The 14,065-nt window shown below is 64.6% G+C and carries 13 protein-coding genes and 1 pseudogene; 4 read left to right on the forward strand and 10 right to left on the reverse strand.

Translation table 11 applies throughout. The annotated features are described in order from the left end of the window. Positions 1-32: 32 nt before the first annotated feature. Positions 33-872, reverse strand: a complete 840-nt coding sequence (locus AC1DW9_RS25810; protein WP_476776893.1) for a carbon-nitrogen hydrolase family protein — start codon at positions 870-872, stop codon at positions 33-35. Between the two features lie 159 nt (positions 873-1,031). On the opposite strand from AC1DW9_RS25810, the gene AC1DW9_RS25815 reads away from it, so the two are divergent. Next, positions 1,032-1,232, forward strand: coding sequence for a hypothetical protein (locus tag AC1DW9_RS25815; protein WP_441492243.1), 201 nt, complete (start codon positions 1,032-1,034; stop codon positions 1,230-1,232). A 158-nt stretch (positions 1,233-1,390) separates the two neighbouring features. Here the strand turns inward: AC1DW9_RS25815 and AC1DW9_RS25820 are convergent, their stop codons facing one another. The 5 genes from AC1DW9_RS25820 to AC1DW9_RS25840 all read right to left on the reverse strand — a co-directional run bounded on the left by AC1DW9_RS25820 (position 1,391) and on the right by AC1DW9_RS25840 (position 6,064). After that, positions 1,391-2,980, reverse strand: coding sequence for an arylsulfatase (locus AC1DW9_RS25820; RefSeq protein WP_441492242.1), 1,590 nt, complete (start codon positions 2,978-2,980; stop codon positions 1,391-1,393). A gap of 33 nt (positions 2,981-3,013) precedes the next feature. After that, on the reverse strand, positions 3,014-4,093 hold the full coding sequence (locus AC1DW9_RS25825; RefSeq protein WP_476855212.1) for an IS630 family transposase: 1,080 nt from the start codon (positions 4,091-4,093) through the stop codon (positions 3,014-3,016). A gap of 163 nt (positions 4,094-4,256) precedes the next feature. After that, positions 4,257-4,781: a hypothetical protein gene (locus AC1DW9_RS25830; protein ID WP_441506857.1), complete on the reverse strand. Its 525-nt coding sequence runs from the start codon at positions 4,779-4,781 to the stop codon at positions 4,257-4,259. 128 nt (positions 4,782-4,909) lie between these two features. Continuing rightward, the gene (locus AC1DW9_RS25835) at positions 4,910-5,290 is read right to left on the reverse strand and encodes a VOC family protein (protein WP_441492240.1); all 381 of its coding nucleotides are present in this window, start codon (positions 5,288-5,290) and stop codon (positions 4,910-4,912) included. 102 nt (positions 5,291-5,392) lie between these two features. After that, positions 5,393-6,064 carry an HAD family hydrolase gene (locus tag AC1DW9_RS25840; RefSeq protein ID WP_476776921.1) on the reverse strand — a complete coding sequence of 224 codons (672 nt, stop codon included), beginning with the start codon at positions 6,062-6,064 and terminating at the stop codon, positions 5,393-5,395. A 172-nt stretch (positions 6,065-6,236) separates the two neighbouring features. On the opposite strand from AC1DW9_RS25840, the gene pip reads away from it, so the two are divergent. Then, the gene (gene pip, locus AC1DW9_RS25845) at positions 6,237-7,199 is read left to right on the forward strand and encodes a prolyl aminopeptidase (protein WP_476776920.1); all 963 of its coding nucleotides are present in this window, start codon (positions 6,237-6,239) and stop codon (positions 7,197-7,199) included. Between the two features lie 75 nt (positions 7,200-7,274). On the opposite strand, the gene AC1DW9_RS25850 is transcribed toward pip, so the two are convergent. Continuing rightward, a complete protein-coding gene (locus AC1DW9_RS25850; protein WP_476776919.1) occupies positions 7,275-7,859 on the reverse strand; it encodes a YHS domain-containing (seleno)protein in 585 nt (194 codons plus the stop codon). 345 nt (positions 7,860-8,204) lie between these two features. Here AC1DW9_RS25850 and AC1DW9_RS25855 point away from each other — a divergent pair, with 345 nt between their 5' ends. Further along, complete coding sequence (locus AC1DW9_RS25855; protein ID WP_476776918.1) at positions 8,205-8,516, forward strand: hypothetical protein; 312 nt, start codon at positions 8,205-8,207, stop codon at positions 8,514-8,516. Positions 8,517-8,999: 483 nt separating this feature from the next. After that, positions 9,000-9,224, forward strand: a complete 225-nt coding sequence (locus AC1DW9_RS25860; protein ID WP_476776917.1) for a hypothetical protein — start codon at positions 9,000-9,002, stop codon at positions 9,222-9,224. Between the two features lie 102 nt (positions 9,225-9,326). Here the strand turns inward: AC1DW9_RS25860 and AC1DW9_RS25865 are convergent. From AC1DW9_RS25865 to AC1DW9_RS25875, 3 genes and pseudogenes are all read right to left on the reverse strand, one after another. Next, positions 9,327-10,536, reverse strand: a pseudogene (locus AC1DW9_RS25865) (ABC transporter substrate-binding protein). After that, a complete protein-coding gene (locus AC1DW9_RS25870; RefSeq protein ID WP_476776916.1) occupies positions 10,536-12,680 on the reverse strand; it encodes a TonB-dependent receptor in 2,145 nt (714 codons plus the stop codon). The pseudogene AC1DW9_RS25865 and the gene AC1DW9_RS25870 overlap by 1 nt, the downstream one beginning before the upstream one ends. A gap of 403 nt (positions 12,681-13,083) precedes the next feature. Next, a complete protein-coding gene (locus tag AC1DW9_RS25875; RefSeq protein ID WP_069881348.1) occupies positions 13,084-13,986 on the reverse strand; it encodes a LysR substrate-binding domain-containing protein in 903 nt (300 codons plus the stop codon). Positions 13,987-14,065: the final 79 nt, after the last annotated feature.

Here is a 14,065-nt window from a genome sequence, read left to right on the forward strand (position 1 = left end):
GGGCATGGTTTCCCGTCGGGCGAATGGACGGTTCAATATCCGTTTCTGTTTCCGCTGCGGGGATCGTCGGCCAGCTTCTCGCGATAGATCTCGCCTTCTCTTGCCCTGGCGCGCCAGGGCCGAGCCTTTTGAAGCGCAATTTCGTAGGCGGGGTCGTTCCGGTCCAGCCTTGCCATGGCCAGACCAGGCTCCGGGGATGGCGACGATTGCGCGGCCCAAGCCCCGTCCGGTCCAATGATGCCGGCGGGGCCCTTGGAGGCGTCCTGCGCGGGGGTGGCAGCAGCGATCCAGATGCAGTTCAGGCCGGCATGAGCCCGGAGCGCGATCTGATAATACGCGGGAAGGCCGAATGACGAGAACAGAACCCCATCGACGCCGAGACGCTCATAGTGGCTGAAGATCTCGGGGAATTGCGATTCGATGCAGATCGCACAGCCAAACCTGTAACCATCGACGTCGACCATGACCGGTTCCGTTCCAGGCGTGTACCAGCCGGCAAGCTCGGTATTCGAGAGAAACCTCTTGTCGTATCGGGTGAGCAGAGCGCCGGTATCGGAGAAGACGTAGAGACTGTTGTGCGGCGGATATCCCCGACCGAGCCGATGGGCCCCGCCGACGACCGCGACGATGCGGAGCTGCCCGCAAAGCTCAGCAATCGCGCGAAGCTCGGCTTCCTGAATGGCCCAATCGAAGGCCTGCCAATGCCCCTGTTTCAGGATCTGGCTCTTTGCGTAGCCCGACAGCGCCCCTTCGCAGAAACTGATCAGGCGAGCCCCCTCGCCCGCCGCACGCGCAATCATCGCGCGGATGGCGCTGCCATTGGCGGCGATGTCGGGCGAAACAACGGTTTGTGCGGCCGCTATCCTCAACACTCGCGCCCCCTTCCGTCTCGTCCCATAGACTTCGCAAGATGTGAAGCGGAGTGAAACCGCTTACCGCAGGGGGGCAGTCCTGTGGCGCTTGCATCATGATGCCGGAACCCGGGCTGAGGTCAGCACGTGCCAAACCGCACCGCGACGGAGCTCATGCCCGTGCTGAAATCGATCATCAGCTCTGTATGGCGCGTGCAGCTCCGCCCGAGCCTCGCCGTCCTGCTCGGCGTGAGCGTGCTCGTCGGGCTCTACGAAGTGACCGCTTGGCACACCGGCGTCGTTGCCTTCCTGCTGCTAAAGCATCGGCCCGAAAAGTGGATTGCGGTTTTCGGGAAAGCCGATGCAAACACAAAGGGTTAGATCATCGGTCCGGATACGATTTCCGGCTGGATGATCTAGCTGGCCTCGCAGGCGGACTGGCCTTTGTCTGCTGGGCTGCTCGCGGACCGGGCCATGACGGCCGCCGCTGACACTGCTCTCCAATGGACAGCATCGGCGGCGGCCACTCTCTGCGCCGACTAGTTTTTGGGCGTCAGCTTCCGCATGACGTCATCGAGGTTGAAGCTCGCCGGCTTCTGCCGGATCGGGAACTCCTTGAAGCTTTCCAGCCATTTCCCGACAACCGCCTGTGTCGGGACCACGACAAAAGAGCGATCGACGAGCCATTTCTCGTATTCCAGCGATACATCGCCGCGCTCGAAAGGATCGGCACGCAGGTTGAACAGCTTTGGCACCCGCAGATTGGTGAACTCCCGGCGCCAGACATCGATGCCCTCGTGCTCCTGCGCCTTGAACACGACCTTCCAGTCGGCGATGCGCACCGAGACCAGCTCGCCGTCGTCGTTCCAGTAGAGGAAATCGCGGCGCGGAGAATCCTTGGCGCTGCCGGTGAAGAACGGCATCAGGTTGAAGCCGTCGAGATGCACCTTGAAGGTCTTGCCATTGGCCTGGTGCCCCTTCAGGCATTTGGCGACGACATCCGGCTCCCCGCCCGCAGCGCAGAAGGTCGGGATCAGGTCGTAATGCGAGAAGGCCTCGTTATAGATCGTGCCGGGCTTGATCACGCCGGGCCAGCGAATGAGGGTGGGCACGCGAAAACCGCCTTCCCAATTGGTCGCCTTTTCCCCGCGGAACGGGGTCGAGCCGCCATCCGGCCAGGTCATCACCTCGGCGCCGTTGTCGCTGGTATAGACGACGATGGTGTTCTGGGTGATGCCGAGATCGTCGAGCTTCTTCAGGAGCTGGCCGATATGCCCGTCATGCTCGACCATGCCATCGGGATAGATGCCCTTGCCGGTCTTGCCGGCGGATTCCGGCTTGAGATGCGTGTTGACGTGCATCCGGGTCGAGTTGAAGTAGCAGAGCCACGGCTTCTGGGCCTTGTTCTGCCGGTCGATGAAGTCGATCGCGGCGGCGGTCGTCTCGTCATCGATGGTTTCCATCCGCTTCTTGGTCAGCGGCCCGGTATCCTCGATCTTGCCGTCGGCCGAGGAGCGGATGACGCCGCGCGGTCCGAAACGCTTCTTGAACTCCGGATCCTTGGGGTAGTCGGGGTTCTCCGGCTCCTCCTCGGCGTTGAGGTGGTAGAGATTGCCGAAGAACTCGTCGAAGCCGTGATTGGTCGGCAGGTGCTCGTCCTTGTCGCCGAGATGGTTCTTGCCGAACTGGCCGCTGACATAACCGAGCGGCTTCAGCAGTTCGGCCACCGTCGGATCCTGCGGCTGCAGGCCGATATCGGCGCCGGGCAGGCCAACCTTGGTGAGGCCCGTACGGATCGGCGACTGGCCGGTGATGAAGGCGGCGCGCCCGGCGGTGCAGCTCTGTTCGCCGTACCAGTCGGTGAACATCGCGCCTTCATTGCCGATGCGGTCGATATTCGGCGTGCGATAGCCCATCATGCCGCGGTGATAGATGCTCGGATTGAACCAGCCGATATCGTCGCCCATAATCATCAGGATATTGGGCTTGCGCCCGGAGGCCGGCGCGGGCGCGGGCTGCTGGGCCTGCGCTGTCTGGATCGTCGGGGCGGATGCAAGGCCCGACGCGGCAAGCGCGGTGCCGCCTAGAAGAATGCGTCTGCGAATAAGGTCCGGTCCATCGGTCGCCATGGTTTCCTCCTTGGTCAGGCAGAGAAACTCAGGCTAGTGGATGGAATCTAACGCTTGGTGCCCACGCCTGACGGCGGCGATGATTTTGTCGGGGTCAGCGGTCCAGGAGAAGGGCTTCGGATCGGCGTTGGTCTCGGCCAGGAAGCGATTGATGGCGGCCTGGAGGTCGACGATCGAGCGGAAGACGCCGCGCTTCAGCCGTCRTCGGGTGAGCTTGGCGAAGAAGCCCTCGACCGCATTGAGCCAGGAGCATGAGGTCGGCGTGAAGTGGAAGACGAACCTTTCGTGCCGGTTGAGCCATGCGCGGACCTTCGGGTGCTTATGGGCGGCGTAGTTGTCGAGGATCACGTGGACGCTCTTGCCGGCCGGCACCTCGGCCTCGATGGCGTTGAGGAAGCGGATGAACTCCTGGTGGCGATGGCGCTGCATGTTGCGGCCGATGACGGTGCCGTCGAGGACGTTCAACGCGGCGAACAGGGTCGTGGTGCCGTGGCGCTTGTAGTCGTGGGTCATGGTGCCGAGCCGGCCCTTCTTCAGCGGCAGGCCCGGCTGCGTGCGGTCGAGCGCCTGGATCTGGCTCTTCTCGTCGACGGACAGCACGATGGCGTGGGCTGGCGGATCGACGTAGAGGCCGACCACGTCGCGCAGCTTCGGCACGAAGTTCGGATCGTTGGACAACTTGAACTGCCGACAGCGATGCGGCTGCAGCCCGTGCGCCTTCCAGATGCGCCGCACCGCGCTGGCGCTGATGCCGGCCGCCTTGGCCATCATATCCGCCGTCCAGTGCGTCGCCTCGACCGGCGGGTCGGTCAGCGTCAGAGCCACCACGCGCTCCGCCACCGCGGGTCCGAGCGGCTTGACCCGGGAGGGCCGGGTCTTATCGCGCAAGAGCCCAGTGACGCCAGCCGTCATGAACCGTTCCTGCCAGCGCCAGACGCAGGTCTTCGATTTGCCGGTCCGGCGCATGATCTCGTTGGTGCCGATGCCGTCCGCGCTCAGCAGCACGATCAGCGCCCGCCACGCATGCTTCTGGGCGGCGTTGCGGTCCCTGGCCACCGCCTCAAGGCGGTGGCGATCAGACGGCGTGATGGTGATCGAAACCCCGGTGCGCATGCGCCAGACTCGCATACGCGCCGACCGAGGGGAATCCCAAGCAGGACTCTTCCGTCAGGCAGAGACCACTAGTGCCGCATCGCCCGGGAGGCCAATCGGTATTTGCGCAAAGCTTGCGTGAGCGGGAACGGCCGGTCTGGACGGCCTTGGCGGATGGCCGCCCTCAGCACATCCAGTCGGTCACGCTGCGCGCATCGTGCTCGGCAGCCTCTGTGGTGGCAAAGAGTCCCGATCGCCCCTTGCCCGCCCCAGCCCACCATGACCAGGAGCCGTTCACGTCCACCTCGTGCCGAAGTGCCGCATGCTCGTAGGAATAGAGGCCGTCGGGACGTCGAAACAGCCAAAGGCAATGTAGCCCGTCCGCGCTCAAGACCTGGCTCACGAGGACATCGGGCTTTCGCCTCCACGCATCGCGTAGCCCGAGCAGCGCCCGCGCAACCCGTGTCGCCGGGACGCTCGCGGGAGCCAGCCCCATCATCTCGCTCTCGATCAGCAGGAGATGGGCCAGGATCTCGGCTTCGGACGCCGTCGTGCTCCGCACCAGCGCAATGAGGCCGGGCACATAGCTGTCATATTCATCGGCCGGCCCTTCCGCGCCGAGCCCGATCGGGTCCCAGATGTGGCGGAGCACATGTCCCACCTGCTCCGTCAGAGCCTTGTCGTCGGTTGCCGTGGCCTGCTCGCTCATCATCCGCGCATCGAACCCTCGATGCGCGCCGCCCGCAAGCGACACATCCCCACGCCCCGCATCATTTTGACCCCGAGCCGCAATCGAGCACCGCAGGAGGCAGGGCATCCGGGTCGCTGTTTTCAGCCTCAGCCGAGCTTCGCCGCCGACAGCGGCTCCATCAACTCGATGCGGTTCCCGAACGGGTCGTCCACATACATGCGGTCATATCCGTCCAAGGGCTGGTCCTCGGCCACGTGGTAGCCGCGCGCCTTCAGCGTGGTGACCAGCGCTGCGAGATCGCTCACGATGAAGGCCGGGTGCGCTTTGCGGGCTGGCTTGAAATCGGCGTCCACTCCCAAATGGACCTTCAACGCCCCCTGTTCGAACCAGCATCCGCCCCGGCCGGCGAGATGAGCGGGCTTGGCGACTTCGCTGATGCCGAGAATGTCCGCATAGAAGGCGCGCGCCTCGCTTTCGCCGCCGGCTGGCATGGCGAGTTGCACGTGGTCGAGGCGCGTAATGGTCATTGTCGCAGTTTAGTTTCGGCAGGGGCCGGAATCCACCGACGGAGAAAGCGCGACAAACCGCCTGTGCCGTGGCCAAGGCTATCGGGCGGCCCCGAGCAGTCACTATGCCGCCAACCCGTCCAATGCGGCGGCGAGATCGCCATAGCTGCCGACGATGCGATCGGCCCCCGCCATCCCCAGACGGTCGCCATGATTGCCGGCGCAGTGAGCGCCAGCGGTGAAGCCGATGACCTGCATGCCGGCGGCCTTGCCCGCCATGACGCCGTTGACGCTGTCCTCGACAACCACGCACTCACCGGGCTGCACGCCCATCGCGGCTGCGGCATGGAGAAACAGGTCGGGCGCGGGCTTCCCGTTCGCGACCATGTCCGAGGAGAAGATATGCGGATCGAACAGGCCGATCAGGCCGGTCTGCTGCAGCTTCCAGCGCAGCCGCGCGGACGGCGTGCTCGATGCGACGCAACGGCGCGCCTCGATGCCATCGATGGTCTGCCGGGCGTCCGGAAGGGCGGCCAGATGCACCTCTATGCGTGCCGTCGTGTGGTCATCCAGCCGCACGAAGAAATCGGATGGCAGGGGCGCGCTGCGCTGCTCCGCGATGAACGACTGGAGCCTTGCCTGCCACATCGGCGGGGACAGCCCCATGAACGTGTCCGTATAGACATCGCGTTCGAGGACGACGCCGACCGAGGCCAGGAACTCAAGCTCGGCAGCGAGATAGACCTCCTCGCTGTTCACAAGCACGCCGTCGCAATCGAAGATGATGAGCGTCATCGAGGGCCGTCCGGTTTCAGGCGATGTCCTCGCTAAAGCATCGCCCCGAAATGTGCATTGCGATTTTCGAGAAGGCCGATGCAACCATGGAAGGCTCGATCGGCCGCATTCCAGGACGAGCAGGTCCATCGGCCGGTTGACGGCGCTTCCCCCGCTGCCCCACAGCACCGGCATGAACGCAGAACCCCGCCCCCTGCCCGAGCCGTTCGATGCCGGGCTTCTCGCCGTCGGCGATGGAACCGAAATCTACTGGGAAATCTCGGGCAACCCCGACGGCAAGCCCGCCTTGTACCTGCATGGCGGCCCGGGCAGCGGGCTCCGCTCGGGCAGCTATCGCCGCCATTTCGACCCGGAACGCTACTGCATCATCGGGATCGACCAGCGCGGCTGCGGACGAAGCCGCCCCCTCGCCTCGGACGCTCCCGGCGAATTGCACCGAAATACGACGCAGGCGCTGATCGGGGATATCGAGGCCGTCAGGACACATCTCAGTATCGCGTCCTGGCTCGTCTCGGGCGTCTCCTGGGGCTCGACGCTGGCGCTGGCCTATGCGCAGGCGCATCCCGGCAGGGTCTCCGAACTGGTGCTCGTTGCCGTCACCACGACCAGCCGCGAAGAGGTCGACTGGATCACCGAAGGCGTCGGGCGTCTGTTCCCCGAAGCCGGGCAACGTTTCGAGCGGGATTCCGGCCGGCGCCCCGGCGAGCGTGTCGTCGAAGCCTATGCCAGGCGGCTGGCCGCGGGCGATCTCCACGACCGCGTGCGCGCAGCCCGCGCCTGGAACGCCTGGGAGGCGACCCATATCTCGCTCGATCCGAGCTGGGAGCCGCCGAGCCAACCGCCCGACGACGAACGCGGCCTGGCGTTTGCGACGCTCGTCACGCATTACTGGGCCCATGACGGGTTCCTGCGGAATGGGCAGGAGATCCTGCGCCGTATCGCCGAGATCGCCGATATTCCCGCCGTTCTGATCCATGGCCGTCGCGATGTCAGCGGACCCGCGATCACCCCCTGGAATCTGCACCAGCGCTGGCCGGCCAGCCGCCTGGTCATCGTCGAGGCCGAAGGGCATGGCGGGCCGCAATGCTATGAGCAGATGCGCCTCGCGCTCGATGCATTCGCGCAGGGGCGGTGACGGGCGCGGCAACCCTGCCCCCTCCACCTGTTTTCTGGCGCGCGAAGGCCTGAGGCTACGCAGCACCCGCGTCTCCTACTGGATATGCGCCGCGTTCAATTGCGGCCAATGGCGGTCGGCCTTGGCGATAAACCCTGCCGGATCGCCGAGCCAGGTCTTCCGGACATCGCGATCGTAGTTGAGGTAGAGCGTGCCATCGACGATGGACCAGGCGTCCGGCTCGATCTTCACGAGATAGCCACGCGAGGTGCCATAGGCGCAGAAGCCGCCATAGGCCGGCAGGTAGCGCGCCGGATCGGCTTCGAACAGCGCCTTGTGCTCGGCGCTGGCGAAGCGCCAGGTGGCGCCGTGAAGGACGACGGAGAATTCCGGCTTGCCCCGCTTCGGGCCGCCATCGCGGAAATAGGCGACGGGATCGTAGCCACGGATCGCGACCCCGCCTGGTGAGCCCAGCGTGTTGACCGGGCGGGGCATATCGGCCCGGGCACCCGATGCTGCGAGCACCGCGCCAGCGAGCAGGAGGAAGCTGCGCCTGTCGAGCATGGCGCGCCTCCCGTCCCTCTCGCCGCTCGGGACGAGCGCGCGCCCGGCAGCGCCAGTGCCGAGATCGTCATGGACCAGCCCCGTGCTGCGGACCGGTGGCATCGTTTCGTGGTGCATCTCGTCTCTCCGGCGCAGCCGCCCCAGGCGGCTTTGGGGGAGAGATCGCGCGGCGGGGCGATTTGGTTACACCGTCACGCAGACGTGAGCGCCTCGCCGGGACGGAGTTGAGTGCCGGCAGAGCCATTCCCGCTGCAGAGCCCTCGGTCGCAGCATCGACCACCGCGGCGTGGAAGGATCGGGCGCGCCATTGCTCCTGCCGCACATGGAAACGGCCAGCCCCCAGAACTCTCTCGGTCCGTCGCGATCTGTCCCACCTTTGGCGGAGGTCTCGTCGGAGCCGCCGAGCAGCTTTGTTTACAGTCCTGCGCTACGTCTCCGGCACTGCAATACAAGGAGATGGAATTGAGTTTTTCCAGGGTGGCAAAGGCCGTTGGTTCGGTGAGTTTCCTTTTGGGCATCCTGATTGCGGCCCTCAGCGTGCGATTCCCAGACTTGTTTCAAGACATGGAGGCCATTCAACACATCGGCGCAGCAAGCTTCTTCTTCGCTGGCGCGTTTGTCGCGATGCGAACCCTCGTCAAACGAATGGAGGGTGGACATCCCGATCATAGTTCGCTCGCGGCGAGCTTGAAGGAGCTATCCGGATCATTGCTCTATTCGATCGTTGGCCTGACCGTTACGGCGATGTCGGTCTGGACGTCATTGACGCAATAGGTGGGTCGCAGCTCCATCGCCTCCATGCGCCCTGTCGCTTCAGTTTATCTTCAGTGCGCCGCAGCGCGAAATCTTTCGCGACTGCGAAGCATGGTCGTTCCTTGCCGCCTCTACTGTCGTGCCGGCCCTCTCGTGCAACTTGGGGAAGACATCTCCGGGCCGCTTGTCGCAAGCTCCACTCGCAGAACGCGTGCCTGGTTTGCCGCTCTCGTCAGTTTTATTTCACTCGACGAGAGGTTTTCCAGCAAAGACACGCAATGCCGAAGTCTTGTCATCACCAAGTTAACATTTGTTAATGCTCTGGTCATAGAGATTTAATTCAAGATTGAATCTCACATTGAGGCGGCAATTTGCGTATTTGATGAATTTCGCAGGAAATCAGATCACGGTTATTTGCATGAACATTTCAGCTTCGCGACGGTAATATGGATACGAAGTCGGATTTCAACCCGGCCTCGTGCTTTGGAACGCAGGAGATCAGTCATGATCACTTACAGCATTGCCCTTGTCGGAGGCCTTCTCGCGCTGTTCGGGATGGCCAACACGGCGCAGGCCTACGAGTTCGGCCCGGAAAGCATCATCCACGAGCAGTATGAGAACCCGCTCGCCCTGCAGGAGCAGCAGCAGTATCGCGCCTATCATGAGCACATGAAGGAGCTGCGCGAGCATCAGTATTACGCACCGGCGATGCGGCGCCATCACAGCTGAGAGGCAGGCACCTCTCGGAGGCAGGGGCCGCCCCAGCGGCCCCTCTTTTTTTGGATGCCGGCTCTACGCCGGAGCCGAAGCGCGCGAGCCGGCCGCCGGCAATCAGGGCGCGGGCCGGCCGGCTCCTCTCTCCCCGCCAAGCTCGACCCAGTAGCCGGGCTGATAGGGCAGCGGCAGGAAGCGCTCGTGCAGCTCCCGCAGCGTGGCCTCAGGATCGAGATCCGGGAACAGATCGGGATGGAGCCAGCGGGCGATCCTCTGGATCGCCACGAACTGATAGGGATTGTTGTAGAACTGATGCCAGATCGCGTGGACGCGCCCGCTCTTCACGGCAGCCGTATGGGCGAAGGCCGGGCGCTTCGCGATTGGCGAGTTTCCGCTTCGCCTCCGCGAGATCGCCCCCCGGTCCGAGCCCGACCCAGGCGCCGCCCGGCGCCAGCGCGCCCCAGTTGCCGCCGGTCGCGATCACCACATCGGGATTCATCGCGATGATCGTCTCAGGATTCACCGTGCCGAAGGTGCTGGGCAGCAGGAGGCTGCCGAGATTCCGCCCACCGGCGACCTCGACCATTCTGCCGAAATTCTCCGGCCCGAAGGTCATGCAGCAATCGTCGGAATAGCCGGGTATCCGGTCGACCATGACGAGCGGCCGCCTGAGATCGGCCACCCCGGCCAGGCGATCGGTGACGCGGGAGATCTCGCGAGAGCGAAAGGCGATGAGCTCTTCGGCGACCTCCGAGCGGCCGAACAGCCGCCCCATCAGCCTGATCGACGGCTCCGTGTTCGCGAAGGGCGCATGGCGGAAATCGACATAGACGACGGGAATGCCGACGGAAGCGAGCTTTTCGACGAGCTTCGTCTCCGCGCTCGCGATCTGGGCCTCGACATTGAGGAACAGCACATCCGGCTTCAGGGCGATCACCGTCTCGATATCGAGATTGCCCTCGTTCATGGCCCCGAGCGCCGGCAGCGCCGCGATAGTGGGATAGCGCTCGAGATAGGCGCGGTAGCTGTCCGGATCGGCCTTTTGGAGATCGTCGCGCCAGGCGACGATGCGGCGGAACGGCGCCTCCCGGTCAAGGGCAGCGACGGCGTGGATCTGCCGCCCCTCGCCCATGATCACGCGCTGGACCGGAACACTTACCGTGACGACGCGCCCGAGCACATCGGTCACGGAGACCTGCTCGGCCCATGCCGGCACGGCACTCGTGATCACCGCAAGCACCAGGGCGAGGCCGTGCAGGAGCGCCCTGAGCCCCTGCCTGCATGCGCCAATGCCGGGGCGCCGATCGGTTCCGCCGCGAGCCGCCATTACAGGTCGACCGACATCGAGAGCCGGAAGGTGCGCGGCGCGCCCGCATAGAACGTCCCGAACGAGGCGACGCTCGACCAGTATTTGGTGTCGGCGACGTTCTGGACGGTGGCGCGGAAGATCGTCTTGCGCCCGGCGATCTCGGTTGCGTAGCGCGCGCCGAGATCGACCCTTGTCCAGTCGGGCAGCGACTGGGTGTTGGCCGTGTTGATGAACTGCTTGCCGGTGTGGATCAGCGCGCCCGTCAAGGTCAGCCCCTTCACCCAGGGCAGATCCCATTCGGCGCCGAGATTGAGCTGCATCGAGGGAACGCCGATCGGCCGGTTGCCGAGATTGGCCGCGAGCGCCGTCTTCGTCAGCTCTCCATCCAGCAGGGTGGCGCCGCCAAGCAGGCGAATCTCGGGGGTGATTTCCCCGTAAACATTGAGTTCGAGACCGCGCACGCGCTGCTCCCCGCTCACCGAAAAGACTCCGCTGCTGCTCAGCTCGGCACTCGGCTTGGTGATCTGGAACGCGCTGATGCCGGCGCCGAACGTGCCGAACTGCGCCTTCACGCCCGCCTCGTACTGCTTTGCCCGATAGGGCGCGAAGGCCTCGCCGGCATTGGTCGCATTGGTCGGTGCGACATCGCCGCGGCTCAGCCCTTCGACATAATTCGCATAGAGCGAGACATTGCTCAGCGGACGCAGCACGACGCCGACCACCGGCGTCGTGGCCTGCTCGTCATAGGACGAGGTCACGGCGCCGGTCGTGGTCGAGTAATTGTTCGTCTCCACCGATTGGCGGCGCACCCCCAGCGTCAGCAGGACGCGCTCGTCCAGGATGGACATCGTATCGGCCAGCGCAACGCTCGTGAGATCGCTGTCGGAGGTTCGCGCGCGGGGCACGCGGGTCGCATATTGCGGCTGGGTCAGGACGGGAGCGTAGATGTTCGAGCTCACGGCTCGGCCGGCGGTCAATGCCCGTTCGATCTCGTCGTGATAATAGGACGCCTGGAAGGTCAGCTCATGCTTGATGAAGCCCGTCTCGAAGCGGGCCCGGAGGCCGCCATCATAGGTCTGCCGGCCGATCGCCAGATCGAGATATTGCGGGGTGTAGGTGACACCGCCCCGGCCGTTCAGGATCGTCGGCAAGGACGCGTTGGCGAAGAACCGGTCGACATGGGACTGCGAGCCCCCGACATTGGCGAATAATGTTACGTTATCAGTGAGATCGTACTCGTTCTTCAACAGCACCGAGCCGTCGTCAATCCGTGAATGCTCCCAGGGCTGGATCACGTTGCGACGCCCGCTCGGGGCCGCCGGCACCGCAACGCCGGGGCTGGCCAGGAAGGGTCGCGTGGGCGCGTCCCAGTAATCGCGCTGCGCCAGAACATAGAGCCAGCTGCGGAAGCGCTCGCCCTGGTAGTCGAGCGCGAGCGAGCCGATGCCCGTGCCGTTATACTGCCGGTCGACCGCGGTATCGCCGCCGCGCAAGCTGCCATTGACCCGGACACCGAACTCGCGGCCCGCGCCATAGCGCCGCGCGACGTCGAATGTGGCGCCGCCATAGGCTTTTGACGCAAACTCCGCGCCGATCCGGGTGAGATCGCCCTCCGCCCGCTTCGGCACGATGTTGATGATGCCACCGATACCGCCATTCGGGGCGATGCCGCCGAGAGCCGCCGCGGGCCCCCTCAGGACCTCGATCCGCTCGGCATAATCGGTGAACACGCGATAGTTAGGGGCAACGCCGAAGACGCCGTCAAAGGCGATCTCGCCATTATTGCCTTCCGAGATCGGAAAGCCGCGGATGTTGAAGGAATCCACGATACCGCCCGACGGGTGCGAACTGCGCACCGAGGGATCGAGGATCAGCGCATCGGCGACCGTCGCCGCCTGCAGGTTCCGGATCAGGGCCGCCGTGTAGCTCGTCATGTTGAACGGGGATTTCAGGGTCTGCGTATTGCCGAGCAGGCCGAGCCTGGCCCCTTCAGCCACCTGTCCGCCGGCAAAGGGGGGCGGGACCTCGCTCTTCGTGCCCTGCCCGTCCACGACGATCTCGTCGAGCTGCACGCGCGTCGGCGCGGCGTCCTGAGCCAGGGCGCCCGTTGCGCCCAGGCCGAACATCCCCATGCCCAGCAGCGCCGGGACAACGCGGCTCACCATTGGATCGCTTCGAAGCTTCATAACGCCCTCATGAAAATTGAAAAACATGCCGCATCGAACAATAGCGGCGTGATTCATGGGACTTCGTATCGATCAATCCTTATTCACGTCAACAACACGGGAACGATGTTCAAACATACATTTCAAACATTATTCGCAGTTTCGATTATTACTTTCGACTAATTCAAAAATAACTTCGATATTTGGAAATAAATCTGACCAAACAACCACTTGGCGCGAGCCCATTTCCGCCCAAAACGGATCATGCACACCGCCGCAGGCCCTGGCTCGCGCCGGCCGGGCACTCGCAACGGATTCCCGGGGCCAGTCGATTTCAATTTTTGCAGGCCGCCCGGACATAATCAGAGGCAGCCCGCCGGCCGGCGGGAGGGCAGCTGCGTCAGGCCGCGTAGAGGCGGACGAGATCGCGCGCCGACGAGATCTCGTCGCAGATCCATTCGTCGACCAGCTTGACCTCGCGCCGGCGCCGCATGTCCGGTGGGCGGACGAGGTAATAGGAGGCGCCAGTCGGCACTGCCTTGCGCAGCGGCACAACCAGCCTGCCGGCCTGGATCGCCTCATGGGCCAGCACGACATCGGTCATGGCGACCCCGAGCCCGGCTTCGGCGGCGCTGAGCGCCATGTCGAGGGCGTCGAAATCGAGGCCGCTGCGCGGATCGAGATTCGTCCCCGATTTCTCCGTCCAGGTCGCCCAGTCCTGCCGATCCGGCAAGGGGTGGAGCAGCGTCGCCTGGGCGAGGTCAGTCTCGCTGGCCTGGCGCCCGGCGAGATAGCCCGGCGCGCAGACCGGCAAAATCCATTCGGCATAGAGCTCGGTCGTGTAGTCGCGCGGCCAGTTGCCGACGCCATAGCGAATGCCGAGATCGGCATCGGTGTCGTTCAGCGTCATGTCGTTCAGGCGCGTCTGGACATTCACCTTGATCAGCGGGTGCCGTTCCTGGAAGGAGCGCAGCCGCGGCAGCAGCCAGCGCAGTGCGAAGGTCGGCAGCACCTTGATGGTCACGGCTTCGCGGTCGTTCTGGAACGGATTCACCGCATTGGCGATATGGTCGAACGCCTCCTTGACGCTGACCGCGAGGCGCTGGCCCGCATCGGTGATCTCCAGGCCATTGTGATTGCGCAGGAAGAGCTGGGCGCCGAGCTGCTCCTCCAGGATGCGGACCTGGCGGCTGACCGCGCTCTCGCTGACATGCAGGGCAAGCGCGGCCTTCTTGATGCTGAGCTCGGCTGCCACGATCTCGAAGCAGCGCAGCGCATTCAATGAGGGGAGCCTGCGGGTCAAAGCGATCTCCTGCCTGTTCATGTCGCGGAAGCCGGCCGTTGCCGGCCGCGCCAGAGGGCGTCACCTCGCCCGGGCGATG

Source organism: Allobosea sp. P4_E12, from assembly GCF_056401655.1.